Source organism: Halomonas sp. I5-271120, assembly GCF_030553075.1.
Lineage (GTDB): Bacteria > Pseudomonadota > Gammaproteobacteria > Pseudomonadales > Halomonadaceae > Onishia > Onishia taeanensis_A.
In genome coordinates this window covers 1,992,857-2,009,200 of the sequence record NZ_CP130701.1, presented here as the reverse complement: position 1 = coordinate 2,009,200, position 16,344 = coordinate 1,992,857, and the positions used below count along the sequence as shown (strand labels likewise).

General features: G+C 66.4%; 16 protein-coding genes. 13 read left to right on the top strand and 3 right to left on the bottom strand.

Annotation, left to right across the window (positions count from 1 at the left end; all coding sequences use genetic code 11):
• The first annotated feature begins 16 nt into the window (after positions 1–16).
• Entirely contained in the window at positions 17–430 is a 414-nt protein-coding gene (locus tag Q2K57_RS09000; protein ID WP_112056049.1) for a hypothetical protein, read from the top strand.
• Positions 431–451: 21 nt separating this feature from the next.
• Here Q2K57_RS09000 and Q2K57_RS08995 read toward each other — a convergent pair whose 3' ends face one another.
• Entirely contained in the window at positions 452–667 is a 216-nt protein-coding gene (locus tag Q2K57_RS08995) for a hypothetical protein (protein WP_112056048.1), read from the bottom strand.
• A gap of 162 nt (positions 668–829) precedes the next feature.
• Positions 830–1,390, bottom strand: coding sequence for a DUF1439 domain-containing protein (locus Q2K57_RS08990; RefSeq protein ID WP_112056047.1), 561 nt, complete (start codon positions 1,388–1,390; stop codon positions 830–832).
• A 163-nt stretch (positions 1,391–1,553) separates the two neighbouring features.
• Between Q2K57_RS08990 and Q2K57_RS08985 the strand changes: the two genes are divergently transcribed.
• A complete protein-coding gene (locus Q2K57_RS08985) occupies positions 1,554–2,351 on the top strand; it encodes a TlpA disulfide reductase family protein (protein ID WP_304524878.1) in 798 nt (265 codons plus the stop codon).
• A 189-nt stretch (positions 2,352–2,540) separates the two neighbouring features.
• Complete coding sequence (gene rapA, locus Q2K57_RS08980) at positions 2,541–5,483, top strand: RNA polymerase-associated protein RapA (RefSeq protein ID WP_304524877.1); 2,943 nt, start codon at positions 2,541–2,543, stop codon at positions 5,481–5,483.
• A 196-nt stretch (positions 5,484–5,679) separates the two neighbouring features.
• Here rapA and Q2K57_RS08975 read toward each other — a convergent pair whose 3' ends face one another.
• The gene (locus Q2K57_RS08975) at positions 5,680–6,585 is read right to left on the bottom strand and encodes a TIGR01777 family oxidoreductase (RefSeq protein WP_304524876.1); all 906 of its coding nucleotides are present in this window, start codon (positions 6,583–6,585) and stop codon (positions 5,680–5,682) included.
• A gap of 318 nt (positions 6,586–6,903) precedes the next feature.
• On the opposite strand from Q2K57_RS08975, the gene Q2K57_RS08970 reads away from it, so the two are divergent.
• From Q2K57_RS08970 to Q2K57_RS08925, 10 genes are all read left to right on the top strand, one after another.
• On the top strand, positions 6,904–7,920 hold the full coding sequence (locus Q2K57_RS08970) for an NAD(P)/FAD-dependent oxidoreductase (RefSeq protein WP_304524875.1): 1,017 nt from the start codon (positions 6,904–6,906) through the stop codon (positions 7,918–7,920).
• Positions 7,921–8,098: 178 nt separating this feature from the next.
• Positions 8,099–8,467, top strand: a complete 369-nt coding sequence (locus Q2K57_RS08965) for a sirohydrochlorin chelatase (protein ID WP_112056042.1) — start codon at positions 8,099–8,101, stop codon at positions 8,465–8,467.
• Positions 8,468–8,619: 152 nt separating this feature from the next.
• Positions 8,620–9,531 carry a MerR family transcriptional regulator gene (locus tag Q2K57_RS08960; protein ID WP_304524874.1) on the top strand — a complete coding sequence of 304 codons (912 nt, stop codon included), beginning with the start codon at positions 8,620–8,622 and terminating at the stop codon, positions 9,529–9,531.
• A 74-nt stretch (positions 9,532–9,605) separates the two neighbouring features.
• Complete coding sequence (gene phrB, locus Q2K57_RS08955; protein ID WP_304524873.1) at positions 9,606–11,054, top strand: deoxyribodipyrimidine photo-lyase; 1,449 nt, start codon at positions 9,606–9,608, stop codon at positions 11,052–11,054.
• A gap of 27 nt (positions 11,055–11,081) precedes the next feature.
• A complete protein-coding gene (locus Q2K57_RS08950; RefSeq protein WP_112056039.1) occupies positions 11,082–11,540 on the top strand; it encodes a nuclear transport factor 2 family protein in 459 nt (152 codons plus the stop codon).
• 105 nt (positions 11,541–11,645) lie between these two features.
• Positions 11,646–12,449 (top strand): SDR family oxidoreductase, encoded by an 804-nt coding sequence (locus tag Q2K57_RS08945; RefSeq protein ID WP_304524872.1) that lies wholly within the window; start codon positions 11,646–11,648, stop codon positions 12,447–12,449.
• Positions 12,446–13,762 (top strand): NAD(P)/FAD-dependent oxidoreductase, encoded by a 1,317-nt coding sequence (locus Q2K57_RS08940; protein ID WP_304524871.1) that lies wholly within the window; start codon positions 12,446–12,448, stop codon positions 13,760–13,762. The genes Q2K57_RS08945 and Q2K57_RS08940 overlap by 4 nt, the downstream gene beginning before the upstream one ends.
• Entirely contained in the window at positions 13,759–14,523 is a 765-nt protein-coding gene (locus tag Q2K57_RS08935) for a DUF1365 domain-containing protein (protein ID WP_112056036.1), read from the top strand. The genes Q2K57_RS08940 and Q2K57_RS08935 overlap by 4 nt, the downstream gene beginning before the upstream one ends.
• Positions 14,520–15,788, top strand: coding sequence for a cyclopropane-fatty-acyl-phospholipid synthase family protein (locus Q2K57_RS08930; protein WP_112056035.1), 1,269 nt, complete (start codon positions 14,520–14,522; stop codon positions 15,786–15,788). Before Q2K57_RS08935 ends, Q2K57_RS08930 begins: the two co-directional genes overlap by 4 nt.
• Positions 15,785–16,336, top strand: coding sequence for a DUF2878 domain-containing protein (locus Q2K57_RS08925; protein ID WP_309251239.1), 552 nt, complete (start codon positions 15,785–15,787; stop codon positions 16,334–16,336). The genes Q2K57_RS08930 and Q2K57_RS08925 overlap by 4 nt, the downstream gene beginning before the upstream one ends.
• Positions 16,337–16,344 lie beyond the last annotated feature (8 nt).

Sequence of the window (16,344 nt, the reverse complement as noted above, 5' to 3'; positions counted from 1 at the left end):
CAATCAGGTGGCCACGATGCAGCGACTATCCCTGGACAAGGCAACCCTCAGGGTTCGCGATCTCGATGCGCTGACGCTGGCCTTCGGTGAGTTGCTGCCGCTGTTGATCGCTACCCCAACAGGGGCGGTTTTCGAGCTGGGCAGCGATGCCCGAGGGCATACCCAGGTACTGATGCTGGTGATGAGCGAAACGCCATCGCCACCACGACGCATGACCCTCGAAGTGCCCGACGCCGACTTTCCAGCGCTGTGTAAACGCCTGACCGCCCGCGGCGCCCGCCTCTACCAGAGCCAGGGCAGCAGTTCCCCGGGCTGTGCCTGGCGGGTGCTGAGCTGTCCACTGCCCGAGGGGCATCATCTGCAAGTGGTCACCATCGACCCACGGCGTTGTGCGCCGGTGAGCATCCGGCCCGCCGCCGCGGGCGCCTAAACGCCCCTCTGGGCGCCGCCCTCAGCCTCGATCCGCTTGCTTGCGCTGACGATTGCGCCGATAGGTCCTCGCCACCGCCAGCGCCAGTGCTGAGGCGACCATCAGCCCAAGCGTCAGGCCCTGCCAGGGGCGAGCGGCGTCGCCCATCACGGTTTCCAGGGTAATGACGGCGATCAGACCAACGGCCTGACTCGCTATTGCCAGAGCGCGCAGGATGTCGAAGGCAGGCTTGGCCATGGAAGCTCCCGGTGTGGATCGTTTGAGTCGTGTGAGGGGTGTGGATAAATCAGAGTCACGTATGAAGCGCCACCCTCGCGTAGCGCCTCATGATACCCAATGCGGGCGGCCGAATCCGTCGCCTGGGCGGCGGCTGGCCTGGCTAGTTTTGTCTCGTCTCGTCTAAAGCCCCGGCTTCAGCACCAGCTTGCCGGGCTCGATATCCAGCGTCACGGCTCGCGACGCCAGGCGCTCCTTCCAGCCCCAGCCCATGGCGTCCGGGTCCAGGCGATACACCGGCACGCTCTCCAGGGTCTGGGCGACCAGGCGCACCACCATATCGGTGATCGGGGCGACATCCACCGGTAGCCAGGGCGCGTCGATGCGGCTGTCGAGCAGCGTCAGGCGACGCAGGTAAATCGCCCCCTCATCGTTGTCGTAGTAGGGCATGCCCTCAAGACTCAGCGACACATCGGCGGGCAGGTTGGAAGCGAAGGCGTTGACGGCGACGCGACCGGCGACCGCGATGCGCACCACGTCGCGACCGTCCGGGCCGACGGCAAGATCGGTGGACGTAAGCTTCAGCGACAGCGGCGAACCGGCCTTGAGCTGAGCCCGGTCGAAGCCTTCCACGGCCGCCGTCAGCTCTTGCTGCAGGGTGTCTTCGCTGACCGAATAGGAAAGTGTGGAGCAGCCACTCAGGCCAAGCAGGCAGATCAGAATCAAGGGGACAAGGTGGCGCATCGGGGAGCCTCCGGCAGATGGATGCGGCCATCCTGTCCCATTCTTGCCCTTGCGCCAAGAGCCAGCGCCTCTTTCCGCTGCCGGTCATGCCGTCCTCTCCGTGACAGCCATCGGGCCAGGCAGTAGGCTAACGTCTTTTCGCTACTTACCGGAGCCCGACGACATGGATGCCCTGGCCCTCGGTCCGCTGTTGATCTCGCTGCCGCGCCTCTATGCGCTGACGGCGGCTCTTGTTCTGCTGGTCCTCAGCCTGGTGCTGCTGGGCCTGCCGCGGCGCGCTCATACCCGCTGGTTCAATGGCCTGCTGCTCAGTTGGCTGGTCGCGGCGCGCCTGGGGCATGTGCTCACGCACCTCGACAGCTTCGCCACAGCACCGCTGGATGCCCTCAAGTTCTGGCAGCCAGGTTACCTGGGCCTGGCGGGGCTCGCCGCCGCCAGCGTCTGGACGGCCTGGATGCTGCGTGACCACATGGGGCGCATGTTGGGCGGCCTGGCGCTGCTGCTCGGCTGCTCGGTGCTGTGGCTGGCACTGGTGGGATGGAATCCGCTGGGGTCGAGCGCCACCCTGCAAAGGCTGCCTGAGCTGACGCTTGAGAATCTCGACGGCGAGCCCATCGCACTGGAGTCGCTCAGCGGCCAGCCGGTGCTGATCAATCTGTGGGCCACCTGGTGTCCGCCCTGCCTGCGCGAGATGCCGCTACTCGCTGAGGTGGCCAGTCGCGATGACATCACCGTGGTCGCCGCCAATCAAGGGGAAGAGCTCCTTCAGGTCGTGCGCTACCTGGACGATAACAACCTCAGCTTCGACCAGGCCCTGCTCGACCCGCAGCAGCGCCTGGGCGTGATCGCCGAGTCGCCGGGACTGCCCACCAGCCTCTACTTCGATGCCGATGGCCGGCTGATCGAACGTCATGTGGGCGAACTCACCAGGGCCCAGCTCGACGCCTGGACGACGCGCTGAACGCTCGCTCTGCCCACTCGTTCACCCCCAGGGCCGCATGACGTCACTGACATGCGGCCATCGTCTTCCCGGCTGACGCCTTGCCTACTTAAGCCGCGCCCCGCTTTGCTGTAAGATACCGCGCCCTGTCGTCGTCGGCCGCTTTGTGCCGGCTGCGTGCGCATCGACCCTTTCAGTATCCGAGGCAGCATGAGCGAATTTTCTCCCGGCCAGCGCTGGATCAGCGACGGCGAAGCCGAGCTGGGCCTGGGCACCGTCCTGAACTGCGATTTCCGTACCGTCACCGTGCTGTTTGCCGCCAGCGAGGAAACACGCACCTACAGCGTGCGCCAGGCCCCCCTGACCCGCGTGGCCTTCGGCAGCGGCGACCGCATCCAGTCCGCCGAGGGCTGGCAGATGCTGGTCGACGACAGCAAGGAAGAGCGCGGCCTGATCGTCTATATCGGCGAGGACGACCAAGGCCAGCTGCGCGAACTGCCCGAAGCCCAGTTGGCCGACACCATGCAGTTCGACCAGGCCCGGGACCGCCTGCTGACCGGCCAGGTCGACCGCAACGACTGGTTCAACCTGCGCTTTCGCACCCTGCACCACCACAATCGCATCGAGCAGAACCCGGCGCTGGGTCTCGCCGGCCCCAAGGTCGACCTGATCGATCACCAGCTCTACATCGCCGACGAGATCACCAACCGCCACGCCCCCCGGGTGCTGCTGGCCGACGAAGTGGGCCTGGGCAAGACCATCGAAGCCGGCCTGATTCTGCACCGGCTGCTGCTCACCGGCCGCGCCGAACGTGCGCTTATCCTGGTACCGGACAGCCTCACGCACCAGTGGCTGGTCGAGTTGCTGCGCCGCTTCGCCCTCAAGGTCACCCTGCTCGACGAGCACCAGAGCCAGGCCCACAGTGAAGGCAATCCCTTCGAGACCGGCCAACTGGTGCTGGCGAGCCAGCAGTGGCTGTTCAACAACCCGCACCGCCAGGCCCAGGCCGAGGCCTGCGAATGGGACATGCTGATCGTCGACGAGGCCCATCACCTGGACTGGACCCCGGACGAACAGGGCCCCGGCTATAGCTGCGTAGAGCGCCTGTCGAGGACCATCGACGGCGTGCTGCTGCTGACTGCTACCCCCGAGCAGATGGGCCTTGAGAGCCACTTCGCACGGCTGCGCCTGCTCGACCCGGACCGCTATCAGGACCTCGAGCGCTTCAAGGCCGAGGAGGCCGGCTACGTGCAGGTGGCCGAAGCCATCGATGCCCTGGAGACGCTGCCCGCCGCCACCGCAGCCGAGGGCGACGCCGCCCGGGCGCGGATCGACGCGGTGATCGACGACGCCGACAGCCAGGCCCTGCTCGATACCCTGGTCGAGCCGGAGAGCGACGACGCCCAGCGCGAGGCCGCCCGGCGCCAGCTCACCGAGCAACTGCTCGATCGCCATGGCACCGGCCGGGTGATGTTCCGCAACAGCCGCCGTCACGTCGGCGGTTTCCCGGCTCGCGAGCTGCACGTCAGCGAGCTCGCCCAGCCTTCGGCCTATCGCCGGGTGCTGCGCCGAATCGAACGCGACGAGGACTACCTCGACGAGCTGTTGATCGAAACCGGGCTCGATCACCCGGACGTGCTGATCTATCCAGACGCCATGTACCGGGCACTGGGCGAAGACCCGCTCAACGCCGAGCCCTGGTGGCAGTTCGATCCCCGAGTGACATGGCTGCTCGAGCAACTCACCGAGGTCGGCGACGACAAGATGCTGGTCATCGCCCATGACCGCGACACCGCCCTCGAGCTCGCCGAAGGCTTGCGGGTGCTGGGCGGCGTGCATGCACCGGTGTTCCACGAGGGCCTGACTCTGGTCGAGCGCGACCGCGCCGCGGCCGCCTTCGCCGACACCGAAGACGGCTGCCAGGTGCTGGTGTGCTCGGAGATCGGCTCCGAGGGCCGCAACTTCCAGTTCTGCCGGCACCTGGTGATGTTCGACCTGCCCCAGCATCCTGATCAGCTCGAACAGCGCATCGGCCGCCTGGATCGCATCGGCCAGCAGCACACCATCCAGCTGCATGTGCCGGTCTTCGAACAGAGCCCCGGCGCCCGCCTGCTGCGCTGGTATCGGGAAGGGATGGACGCCTTCAGCGCCCCCCACGGGATCGGCAGCGAGCTGTTCGACGCCTTCGGCGACGAGCTGGCCGAGGCGCTGCTCGACGAGGAAGGCCTCGAGGAGCTGATCACCGAGACCCGCGCGCTGTTCGAGACCAAGCTCAAGGAGCGCGAGGCCGGTCGCAACCGCCTGCTCGAGCACAACGCCTGCCGCCCGGCGCGCGCCGCCAAGGTGATCGAGGCGATCCGCGAGCTTGACGATGACAAGGCGCTGCCCCGCTATCTGGAACAGGCGTTGGATATCTTCGGCGTCGACAGCCAGGAACTCGGCGGCGAGGTTGTGCACCTGCAGCCGAGCCCGCAGATGCTCGACGGCCTGCCAGGGCTGGTGAAGGGCGAAGACGGCTTCTCGGCCACCCTGTCCCGCAGCAAAGCCCTGGCCCGGGACGACGTTCAGCATCTGTCCTGGGAGCACCCCCTGGTGCGCGAGATGATGGGCCGTCAGCTCGATGGCAACATGGGCAACACGGCGCTGGCCCTGCTCAAGCACCCGGCGATTCCCGGCGGCCGTCTGATGACCGAGCTGGTCTTCCGCACCCACTGCCCGGCGCCCAAGAAGCTGCACATCAACCGCTTCCTGCCGGCCACCGCGGTGCGCGTACTGCTCGACGAAACCGGCAACAACCTGTCGTCGAAGGTCTCCTTCGGTGGGCTCGCCAAGAACCTAACCAAGGTCAAGAAAGCGGTGGCCCGCGACCTGATCAAGGACCGCCACGATCAGCTGCGAGAGCTCTTGACCCAGGGCGAGCAGGAAGCCGAACGGGAACTGCCGAGCATCGTCGAGGCCGCCCAGACCCGCATGCGCGAGACCCTGGACGGCGAGCTTTCTCGCCTCAAGGCGCTATCCCGTCACAACCCGGCGGTACGCGAGGATGAGCTGAAGGCCCTCGCCGATACCCGTGCCACACTGGACAGCGCCATCGAAGGCACCCGGCTGCGCCTGGATGCGGTGCGGGTGATCGTCACCATCGACACCGACTAGCTCGGCGCTGACGGGCTTTGACCACTCGCGCCACAAGGGCGCCCGCCTGCGACAAGCCCCAAGGCATCGATGGAACCCAGCGCGCCCGGCCAAGTTGGCCGGGCGCGCTGGGTTTTACGGAAATGTTGGTGCTAAGGGAGATGCTGGTGCTAAGAGATATGCCGGTGCGGAGATAGCCGCACCGGCTGTGAAAGGCCTAGCGCCCGAGGATCGCCGTCAGCGCCTGATCGAGAGTCGGGTACTCGAAGCGAAAGCCGGCGTTCTCGAGGCGCGCCGGGCGCATGTCGGCACCGGTCAGCAGCAGGTTGGCCATGTCGCCGAGGCCTACCTTGAGCACGCAGGCCGGCACCGCCATGAAGGCCGGCCGCTTGAGGTGCCGGGCCAGGGTGGCGGTAAAGGCGGCGTTGGTCTCGGGCTTGGGGGCCGAGGCATTGAAGGGGCCGCTAAGCTCCTCGTGCTCGAGCAGAAACTCGAGCAGCCGCAACATGTCCTCGCGATGGATCCAGGGCATGAACTGACGCCCACTGCCGAAGGGGCCACCCAGCCCCAGCTTGAAGGGCGTGAGCATCTTCGCAAGGGTGCCACCGTCTTTCTCGAGCACCAGCCCGGTGCGCACCAGTACAACCCGAACGCCATGGGCCTCGGCTGCTTTGGCCTCCTGCTCCCAGCGTTCGCATAGGCGGTGGGCGAATTCATCGTGCGGCGAGGTGTCCTCGGTCACCCGGGCGTCGCCCTGGTCGCCGTAGTAGCCCATTGCCGAGCCGGAGATCATCACCCGCGGCGCCGCGCCCTCCTCGGCAAGCTGACCGCACAGCTTGACCAGCTCCCGGGTGATATCGACGCGAGAGTCCACCAGCCGGGTCTTCTGCGCCTCGCTCCAGCGCTTACCGGCGATCGATTCGCCGGCGAGGTTGATGATCGCCTCTGGCCGCGCCTCGGCGAATGCCATTACCGAGTCCGCGACTCGCGCATCCGCCGGCAGCAGGTCCCGCGCGCTGGCCGGATCCCGGGACACCACCAGCAGGTCGTGTCCCGCCTCGGCCAGGCGTTGGCACAGGGGCCTACCGACGAAGCCGGTTCCACCAGTGACCAGAATACGCATGCTGCCTCCTAGAATGCTGAATCGAATGTGATACCCGTCTACGTCGAACCGTCTTGCCTTGGCAAACTAACCCGAGGAAAGATGCTGCCACAGCGCCTGAGAACTAGAATCCGTGGACAGATGGCTGAGAACAGGAGCCTGACAACAAGCGTGGCTCATGACGATCCTGCCACGCCAGGACTCGCTGCCTTCATCAGCACCAGAAGGCGGTGGCGGACCGCCGCAGGACAGACTGAATGTTATACAGCGTTTGTACGATTCTGTTAACCTAGTAACTAATTGCTGCAGCGCCAGCCACGCCAGTCTCCCGGAGGATTCATGACTGCCACCCCTTCCATCGCCATTATTGGTGCCGGCCTATCGGGGCTCGCCTGTGCTCAGGTACTCGCCGATCGCGACATCTCAAGCGAGGTCTTCGACAAGGCACGTGGACCAGGCGGCCGCCTGACCAGCCGTCGGCTGCCCGGCGCCGTCGTCGATCTGGGGGCTCAGTATTTCACCGTCCGCGAAGCACGCTTCTCCGAGCAAGTCGAAGCCTGGCGCAAAGCCGGGCTGGTGGCTCCCTGGCCGCAGCGACTGTGGCGGGTAGAGGCCGACGGCTGGCAGCCCCACCATGACGATCAAACGCGCTACAGCGCCGCGCCGCGCATGAGCGCCCTGACACGTTCGCTGGCCGAAGGCCTCAATCTGCATGTCCAGACACGCATTACCGCCCTGCACCAGAAAGCCGACGGCTGGTGGCTGGCCGACGACACAGGCCGCGATCATGGCCCCTATGCCCGGGTAGTGGTCACGGTGCCCACGCCTCAGGCCGAGCCGCTGGTCGCGCCCCACGATCCGGCGCTGGCCGCCGACTGCCTGGCCATCGTGCAAAAACCCTGCTGGGCTGGCCACGTGGTCTTCGATGAGCCCCTGCCGGAACTGCCCGGCGCCGATGCTGACTGGCAGGCCGCCTTCGTCAATATCGGCCCACTGGCCATGATCAGCCGCAACGACACCAAGCCCGGCCGCCAATCGCAGGACGAAAGTCTGACCCTGCTCGCCAGCCCAGAGGCCAGCACTGCCTGGCTGGAAGACGATGCCGATACGGTAGCAGAGCGGCTATTCTCGGCCTTCGAGACATTCTACGCCCAGCCGCTACCCAAGCCGCGTCTCATCGGCGCTCACCGCTGGCGCTATGCCAGGCCATCCGGACCGATCTCGGGCCCCGGCTACCGGCTCAGCGCCCGGGGCATTGCACTGTGTGGCGATGCCTTCCGTTCGCCACGAATCGAGGGGGCCTGGCTGTCCGGGCACGACCTGGGCCAAGCCCTGGCCGCCGAGATCGGTCGCTAACAAGATCGGTCGCTGAGAAGTGGTAAGAAGTTAATAGTTGGAATACTGATAGCTGAGAGACTGGCACTCGGCCAGCCCCAAGACCGGTAACGCCGCTGCCGCCATTCGCCCTGATAAGGCCCGGCGTCGGCGTTGCCACCGATACGACCGTTCATTTCCTGCACGCCAAGAGGTTTTCATGTCACACGCCCTGATCCTGCTCGCCCACGGCTCTCGTGACCCGCGCTGGAAGGCCCCCTTCGAGTCCCTCGCCGAGACCCTGGCGGGGCGCCTTTCTACCCCGCTGCGCATGGCCTACATGGAGCTCTGCGAGCCGTCGCTGGAAGCCACCGTGGCCGAGCTTCGCGACAGCGGCATCGAGCGGGCCGACATCCTGCCGTTATTCTTCGCTGCCGGTCGTCACCTTCGCGAAGACGTACCGGGGCAGATCACCGCCCTGGGCGAGGCCCATCCCGATATCGAACTGACGCTGCTGCCGCCGGTGGGCGAGCATCCGGCCTTCGTCGACGCCCTGGCCGGCATCATCGACGAGCGTGCCAACGGCTGATCCGCGGCGGTAACGGGACGCCGCTCGCCCCACACTTTGTACAACATCATTGCCTTGTATAATATTTTGCACCATTCTTAGGCCCATCAGCGACGTAGCGCAGTGTTTGCCGGTCGCTGTTTCGACTGACACAGCGAGAGGCTCCCCAGCGCATGACTACCAAGGCGACCCACCCGGCCGATACGCCGCTCTATCCCATTCGTGAGGTTTCGCGATTGACGGGGGTCAACTCGGTGACCTTGCGGGCATGGGAACGACGCTACGGCCTGATTCGCCCTCAGCGCACGGCCAAAGGCCACCGCCTCTACGCCTACGAAGACGTGGAGCGCGTCGAGCATATCCTGCAATGGCTCAATCGCGGCGTACCGGTCAGCCAGGTGCGCGAGCTGCTTGACCAGCCGGCGCCGGCCGAGCCTCAGGCGCCGGCCATCGGCGACTGGGCGGGTCAGCGCCAGCAGTGGCAGGCCGCCGTCGAAGCCCTTGATCTCGAACGCCTGGATACGCTCTACCATCAGGCCATGACGCTCTATCCGGTAGCCACCTGCGTCGGCGAGCTGTTCAAACCGCTGGTCACGTCGCTCGAGGAAAACTGGGGCGACCAGCTCGGCGCGGCGCTGCAGCGCGCGACCCTGGAATCCTTCCTGCGCAGCCGTATCGGCACCCGTCTGTATCACGGCAACCAGGTGGGCACCGGCGGTCTGGTGCTGATCAGCCGGTTGCCGGACGCCCACGGCATGCTCTGGGAGCTGCTGATCGCCCTGACGGCAAGCGACGCCGGTTATCGCGTACAGCTGTTCGACGATGCCCTGCCCCTAAGCGAGATGCCGCTTGCCGTGCAACGCCTGAACGCCGCCGCCATGCTGGTGTGCAGCGGCCAGGCCGAGCGCACCGAACTGTTCCGGCGTCAGCTGCCCAAGCTCGCCGAGCAGCTCACCGTGCCGCTGGGCCTCTGCGGGCCGGTGGCGCGCATCCGCGAGCAGGAGCTGAGCGATACTCAGGTAGCGGTGCTCGGCGATGACCCGCTCCAGGCCATCTCCCGACTCAAGCCACTGACGCGGGGCTGATCGCGGCCAGCCCCGAATCACCTCTGACACGGCCTCCTCAAACACGGTTTTCCCTCACAATGACAGGAGCGATCATGCAAGGTGTGACTCAGGCTGGCGCCGCCCCTCGACTGGTCTGGCTGCGCAGCGATCTGCGACTTCACGACAACACTGCCCTGAGTGATGCTGCCCGTCAGGGCCCGGTGATCGCCGTCTTCCTGCGCTGCCTGCCCCAGTGGCAGGCCCACGGCCACGGGGCCAACAAGCTCGACTTCCTCAATCGCGGCGTCGCCGCCCTGGCCGAGGATCTCGCCGGTTACAACATCCCGCTGCTGCACCGCGAGATTGATCACTTCGATGCCGCCCCGGCCACCCTGCTCGCCCTGGCCGAAGAGGTCGGCGCCTGCGCCCTGCACTTCAACCGCGAATACCCCCTCAACGAATGGCGCCGCGATGAAGCGGTCATCCATGCCTTCGACCGCCAGGGCCTGACGGTCAAGGCGTACACCGACGCCATTGCCTTCGCCCCCGGCGAGTTGCGCACCGGGCAAGGCGCCTACTACAGCGTCTTCACGCCCTTCGCCAAGGCCTGGCACCGGGCACTCACGCCCGAGCGCCTGGCCCTGCACGACGCACCCGCCGTCCAGGCACCGCTTGAAATCTCAAGCGAACCGATACCCGCGCTGCCCGCCCTTGGCGATACCCCCGCCGCACCGGAGCGCTGGCCCGCCGGCGAGCAGGCCGCCGCCGATCGGCTGGAGCGTTTCCTGCGCTTTCGCGGCCGCCACTACAAGGCGCAGCGCGACCTGCCGGCGGTCGCCGGCACCAGCGAGCTCTCCCCCTATCTGGCGCTGGGGATGATTTCCTTTCGTCAGTGCTGTCAGGCGGTGCTGGCCGAAAACGACGGCCGACTCGACGAGGGCGACGCAGGCCTTACCGCCTGGGTCAACGAGCTGATCTGGCGGGAATTCTATCAACACATCGTCATCGGCTTTCCTCGAGTGTGCCGTCACCGGGCCTTTCAGCAACACACCGAGGCCCTGGCCTGGCGCGACGACGAGACCGCCTTCACGGCCTGGTGTGAGGGACGCACCGGCTATCCGATCGTTGATGCCGCCATGCGCCAGCTGGTCGAGACCGGCTGGATGCACAATCGGCTGCGCATGGTCACCGCCATGTTCCTGACCAAACATCTGCTGATCGACTGGCGCCGCGGCGAAGCCTTTTTCCTGCGCCACCTGATCGACGGTGAGTTCGCCGCCAACAACGGCGGCTGGCAGTGGGCCGCGTCCACCGGCACCGATGCCGCCCCCTATTTCCGCATTTTCAACCCCACCACCCAGTCCCAGCGCTTCGACCCGGAAGGCACCTTCATCAAGACCTATCTGCCCTCTCTGGCGACGCTTTCGGCCAAGCAGCGCCATGCGCCACCGGCAGGCGATCTGCTCGGCCAAGCCGACTATCCGGCGCCGATCGTCGACCACAAGGCCGCCCGCGCGAGGGCGCTAGACGCCTTCAAGGCCCTCAAGAGCGACGCGTCCTGACGGGGCGCGCCCTGAACAGGAGTCATCATGTCTCGTGACCCGGCCCTCGACGCTTTCTGCGCCTTCTTCAATAAGCTAGACAAGACCTGTACAGATCAGTTGGGCAACGTATACACTGATGACATTGTCTTTCAGGACCCGCTGCACCGCATCGAGGGACTGAGCGAACTTGAAACCTACTTCGCGGCCTTGTACACCCATGTAGAGGAATGTCAGTTCACCTTCCACCATCAGCAGCGCCAAGGCGACACCGCATTCGTCACCTGGACCATGACGCTGCGCCACCCCCGCCTGTCTGGGGGAAAGGCCTATGAAGTGGAAGGTTGCTCACGGCTGACGTTCGCGCCGCCCCGGGCCGGCAGCGACCAAGAACCACAAAAGGTGCAGCACCACCGCGACTACTTCGATGCCGGGGAACTGCTCTATGAGCGGCTCCCCGGGCTCGGCTGGGTGATTCGTCACCTCAAGCGACGCGCCGGGGCCTGAAACCCATTGGCCACTGCCGACGTAGCTTATAGAAATGCCGCCGCAAGAAGGACCGCGAGGCGCGTGCCCATCGAGGCCGACACGGCCGTCTGGCCAGGAGGAAGCATGACCACAACACCGCATCCGCAGCGCATCTGGTTGACCGGGGCGACCTCGGGCATCGGCCGCGCCCTGGCCGAACGCCTGCTCGACGACGGTCATCGGGTGGCCTTGAGCGCCCGCAGCGCCGAGAAGCTTCAGGCGCTGACCGAAGGTCATGACAATGCCCTGGCGGTACCGTTGGACATCACCGACCGCGCGGCCGTAGCGGCAGCCGGCGAGCAGATCATGGAGGCCTTCGGCGGGCTCGAGCTTGCGCTGCTCAATGCCGGGACCTGCGAATACCTGGACGCCCGAGACTTCGATGTCGATCTCGTAGAGCGAGTCTTCGCCCCCAACTTCCACGGCGCCCTCTATACCATCGAGGCGGCGCTGCCGCTGCTGCGCCAGGCACGCGACATCGATGGCAGCCGGCCGCTGCTGGCCGCCACGTCCAGCGCCTCTGCCTACGTCGCCCTGCCCAGAGCCGAGGCCTACGGCGCCTCCAAGGCGGCGCTCAGCTACTTCATGGAATCGCTGCGCCTGGACCTCGCCGCCGAGGACATCGACGTCAGCGTGATTCATCCGGGCTTCGTCAAGACGCCGCTCACCGAGCGCAACGACTTCCCGATGCCGATGCGCGTCAGCGTCGATACCGCCGTCGAGGCCATCCTCAAGGGCCTCGAGCGGCGCTCGCTGGACATTCACTTCCCCAAGCGCTTCACCTACCTAGTCAAGCTGATGGGCATCCTGCCGCCCGGGCTGCGCTGGCGACTCGGCAAGCGCATGACCCGCGACCGCGATACCCGGGCAGCAGGAGGCAAGACATGAGCCGGCAGCGCATCGCCGTGATTGGAAGCGGCATCAGCGGCATGGCCGCGGGCTACTATCTGTCCAAGCATCACGACATCACGCTCTTCGAGGCCAGCGAGCGCCTGGGTGGGCACACCGCCACCATCGATGTGACGCTGGACGGTCGCGACTACGCCATCGATACCGGCTTCATCGTCTTCAACGACTGGACCTACCCGCACTTCCAGGCCCTGCTGGCCGAACTGGGCGTACCCAGCCAGCCCACCGAGATGAGCTTCTCGGTGCACGAACGCGCCTATGACTTCGAGTACAACGGTCACACCCTGGGCACCCTCTTCGCCCAGCGGCGCAACCTCCTGCGCCCGCGCTTCTACCGCATGCTGGCCGACCTGCTGCGCTTCAACCGCGCAGCGGTCCGCGACCTGGACAGGGGCCGCCTGGACCCGGCGCTAACGCTTGGCGACTACCTGGACGCCGGCGGTTACGGCGAGGACTTCCGCCACCGCTACCTGCTGCCGATGGGCGCGGCGATCTGGTCGGCCAGCATCCGTGACCTGATGGGCTTTCCGCTGACCTTCTTCGTACGCTTCTTCAAGAATCATGGCCTGCTATCGGTCAGCCATCGCCCCCAGTGGCACACCCTGGTGGGCGGCTCCCGGGCATACATCCCAGCCCTGACGGCGCCCTATGCCGAGGGCATTCGTCTGCAGAGCCCGGTGCAGGGCATCCGTCGGCGCGCCGACGGCGTCGAGATCACAAGCCGCCATGGCGTCGAGCACTTCGACCAGGTAGTACTGGCCTGCCACTCGGATCAGGCCCTTGCGCTGCTCGAGGATGCCAGCGACGCCGAGCGTGAGATTCTCGGTGCCATGCCCTATCAGGACAACGAGGTGGTGCTGCACACCGACACTCGCCTGCTGCCCCGCCGCGAGCGCGCATGGGCCAGTTGGAACTACCGTCTGGACGGTCGCGGCAATGCCGCCCGGGTCTCAGTGACCTATGACATGAACATCCTGCAACGCCTGGAGGCGCCGCACACCTTCTGCGTGACCCTCAACGACAGCGCCAGCATCAATCCACGCCAGATACTGGGGCGTTTCACCTACGCGCATCCCTGCTTCACCCTGGCCGGCCAGGCTGCCCAGGCGCGCCATGCCGAGATATCCGGCACCGACAAGCGCACCCACTTCTGCGGCGCCTACTGGCGCAACGGCTTCCACGAGGATGGCGTATGGAGTGCTCGCCGCGTGGCCCTGGCGCTGGGTGACACGCCGCGCCCGGCCGACGACGCCCGCACAGGCAGCGAGATCGGTGCGGAGGCGCCCGCATGATCGCCGCCCCCCGCTCCCGGATCTATCACGGCCACCTGCGCCATCGACGCTACTGGCCCAGGACTCATGCCTTTCGCTATGGACTGTGGATGGCCTGGCTGGATCTCGACGAGCTGCCGGCGCTATTTCGCGGCGTGCCGGGCTTCGGCGAAGGGCGGCTGGCACTGGCCCGTTTTCGCCGCGCCGACTATCTCGCGCCCCATGAGCGCCCGCTGAAGCAAGTGGTCAGGGAAGAGCTCGAACGCCAGCTCGGCGAGGCCCCCGACGGCCGGGTGTGCATGCTGACCCAGCTGCGCACCCTCGGGGTGGCCTTCAACCCGATCACCCTCTACTACGCTTACAACGCCGATGACCGACTGGTCGCGCTGCTGGCCGAAGTCACCAATACGCCCTGGGGCGAGCGGGTGCGCTATGCCTGCCGTGTCGACCCGGCGCGTCACAGCCACCAGGCCAGTTTCGACAAGGCCATGCACGTCTCGCCCTTCAACCCCATGGACATGATCTATCGCTGGCGCTTCTCGACGCCCGGCGAGCACCTGATGATGCACATGGAAACCTGGAAGGACGAAGCGCTGCACTTCGATGCCACCCTGACCCTGAAGGCCCGGGCCGCGACCCGTGGCGCACTGGTGGCCACCCTGGTCCGACAGCCCTTCATTAGCCTCAAGACCCTGGCCGGCATTCACCTGGAGGCCCTGCGTCTGTGGGCCAAACGGGTGCCGATCCATGACCATCCCCATCGCGAGGAGACACCGTCGTGAGTACGATCCGCTCTGCCACCTCAGCGCCGCAGTCGGACACAGGCGACCGCCTGACCCGACTGCTCAAGCCCCGCCTGCTCGCCCAGTTGAACGATCTCGAAGGCGGCCAGATCACCCTGATCGAAGGCGATCAGAGCCATACGCTGGGCCGCGGTGGCCCCCTTTCCGTCACGGTCGTGGTCAAGCGCGCCCAGGCCTGGCGCCGGCTGGCGCTGGGCGGCACGGTAGGCGCCGCCGAGGCCTACATGGACGGCGACTGGGAAGCCGATGACCTGGTCGGCCTGACCCGGCTGTTTGCCGCCAACATGGAAAGGGTCAATGGCGAGGTCGAGAACGGCAGCGCCCGCCTCGGCCGCTGGCTGTTGACCGCCGCCTATGCCCTGCAGCGCAACACGCAGCGCGGCGCCCGGCGCAACATTTCGGCCCACTACGACCTGGGTAACGACCTGTTCGCCACCTTCCTCGACACCGAGCACTGGATGTACTCGAGCGCCGTCTTCCCTCACCCGGAGGCGAGCCTCGAGGAGGCATCGACCCACAAGCTCGACGTGATGCTCGATAAGCTCGACGTGGGCCCTGACAACCATCTGCTGGAAATCGGCACCGGCTGGGGAGGGCTCGCTATCCATGCCGCCAAGAGCCGCGGCTGTCGGGTGACTACCACCACCATCTCCGACGAGCAGTACGCCCATACCGCGAAGCGCATCGAGGAAGAGGGGCTTGGTGAGCGAATCACCCTGCTCAAGCAGGACTATCGGGCACTGGAGGGCCGCTATGATCGGTTGATCTCGGTGGAGATGATCGAGGCGGTGGGCCACCAGTATCTCAACACCTACCTCGAGACCCTGGATCGACTGCTCACCGACGATGGCATGGTGATGCTGCAGGCGATCACCATCCGTGATCAGCGCTTCGAGGCCGCCAAGCGTGAGATGGATTTCATCAAGCGCTATATCTTCCCCGGCGGCTTCCTGCCCTCGCATCGCGCCATTCTCGACGGCATGACCCGTCACACCTCGCTGAACGTGCTCTCGCTCGACGAGATTGGGCTGCACTATGCGCGCACCCTGCGCGAGTGGCGCCATCGCTTCGAGTCGCAGTTGGACCGGGTACGCAAGCTCGGCTATGACGAGCGCTTCATTCGCATGTGGCGTTACTACATGTGCTACTGCGAAGGCGGCTTCCTGGAACGCAGCATCGGCACCTGCCACCTGCTGATGGCGAAACCCGGCGCCCGCCGTGACGCCTTGACGGGATCGCCGTGACCCGGCCTGGTCCCAGTGGCTGGATGGCCTCGGTAGCCAATATCGTGGCCTTTCAGGTCGGCTGGTTTGCCTGCGTGCTGGGGGGCAGCGCGATAGGTAGCGGAGTGGCGGCGATGATCGTGGCCGGGCACCTTTTCTGGCTAGGGCGGCCGGGGGAATGGCGGCTGCTGGCGGCTTTCGCCACCCTGGGGCTGATCATCGATGGCAGTTTCGTACTGCTCGGCGGCTTTGGCTTCGATGCCACCGCTGGCGGTGAGGCCGCCCTGGCGGGCGCGGGGGCAGGCGCCTTGATGGCGCTACCGCTGCCTCTCTGGCTGTGGCTGCTGTGGCCGCTGTTTGCCACCTTGCCGCAGCATTCCCTGGTCTGGCTATGGCAACGCCCTTGGCTGGCGGCGCTGGGGGGGGCGACGAGCGGTCCGCTGTCCTATCTGGCCGGCGCACGGCTGTCCGGGGTGGAGCTGGCGCCTTGGCTGCTGCCAGCGGAGGCGCTGGTGTGGGCGGCGCTATGCCTGGGGCTCAGCCATCGCCTGGGGCGGAGGCGTTCTTGACCACCAGC

Coding starts and splice junctions, on each gene's coding strand:
- Q2K57_RS09000 (WP_112056049.1), top strand. CDS start 17: ATGCAGCGACTATCCCTGGACAAGGCAACCCTCAGGGTTCGCGATCTC.
- Q2K57_RS08995 (WP_112056048.1), bottom strand. CDS start 667: ATGGCCAAGCCTGCCTTCGACATCCTGCGCGCTCTGGCAATAGCGAGT.
- Q2K57_RS08990 (WP_112056047.1), bottom strand. CDS start 1,390: ATGCGCCACCTTGTCCCCTTGATTCTGATCTGCCTGCTTGGCCTGAGT.
- Q2K57_RS08985 (WP_304524878.1), top strand. CDS start 1,554: ATGGATGCCCTGGCCCTCGGTCCGCTGTTGATCTCGCTGCCGCGCCTC.
- rapA (WP_304524877.1), top strand. CDS start 2,541: ATGAGCGAATTTTCTCCCGGCCAGCGCTGGATCAGCGACGGCGAAGCC.
- Q2K57_RS08975 (WP_304524876.1), bottom strand. CDS start 6,585: ATGCGTATTCTGGTCACTGGTGGAACCGGCTTCGTCGGTAGGCCCCTG.
- Q2K57_RS08970 (WP_304524875.1), top strand. CDS start 6,904: ATGACTGCCACCCCTTCCATCGCCATTATTGGTGCCGGCCTATCGGGG.
- Q2K57_RS08965 (WP_112056042.1), top strand. CDS start 8,099: ATGTCACACGCCCTGATCCTGCTCGCCCACGGCTCTCGTGACCCGCGC.
- Q2K57_RS08960 (WP_304524874.1), top strand. CDS start 8,620: ATGACTACCAAGGCGACCCACCCGGCCGATACGCCGCTCTATCCCATT.
- phrB (WP_304524873.1), top strand. CDS start 9,606: ATGCAAGGTGTGACTCAGGCTGGCGCCGCCCCTCGACTGGTCTGGCTG.
- Q2K57_RS08950 (WP_112056039.1), top strand. CDS start 11,082: ATGTCTCGTGACCCGGCCCTCGACGCTTTCTGCGCCTTCTTCAATAAG.
- Q2K57_RS08945 (WP_304524872.1), top strand. CDS start 11,646: ATGACCACAACACCGCATCCGCAGCGCATCTGGTTGACCGGGGCGACC.
- Q2K57_RS08940 (WP_304524871.1), top strand. CDS start 12,446: ATGAGCCGGCAGCGCATCGCCGTGATTGGAAGCGGCATCAGCGGCATG.
- Q2K57_RS08935 (WP_112056036.1), top strand. CDS start 13,759: ATGATCGCCGCCCCCCGCTCCCGGATCTATCACGGCCACCTGCGCCAT.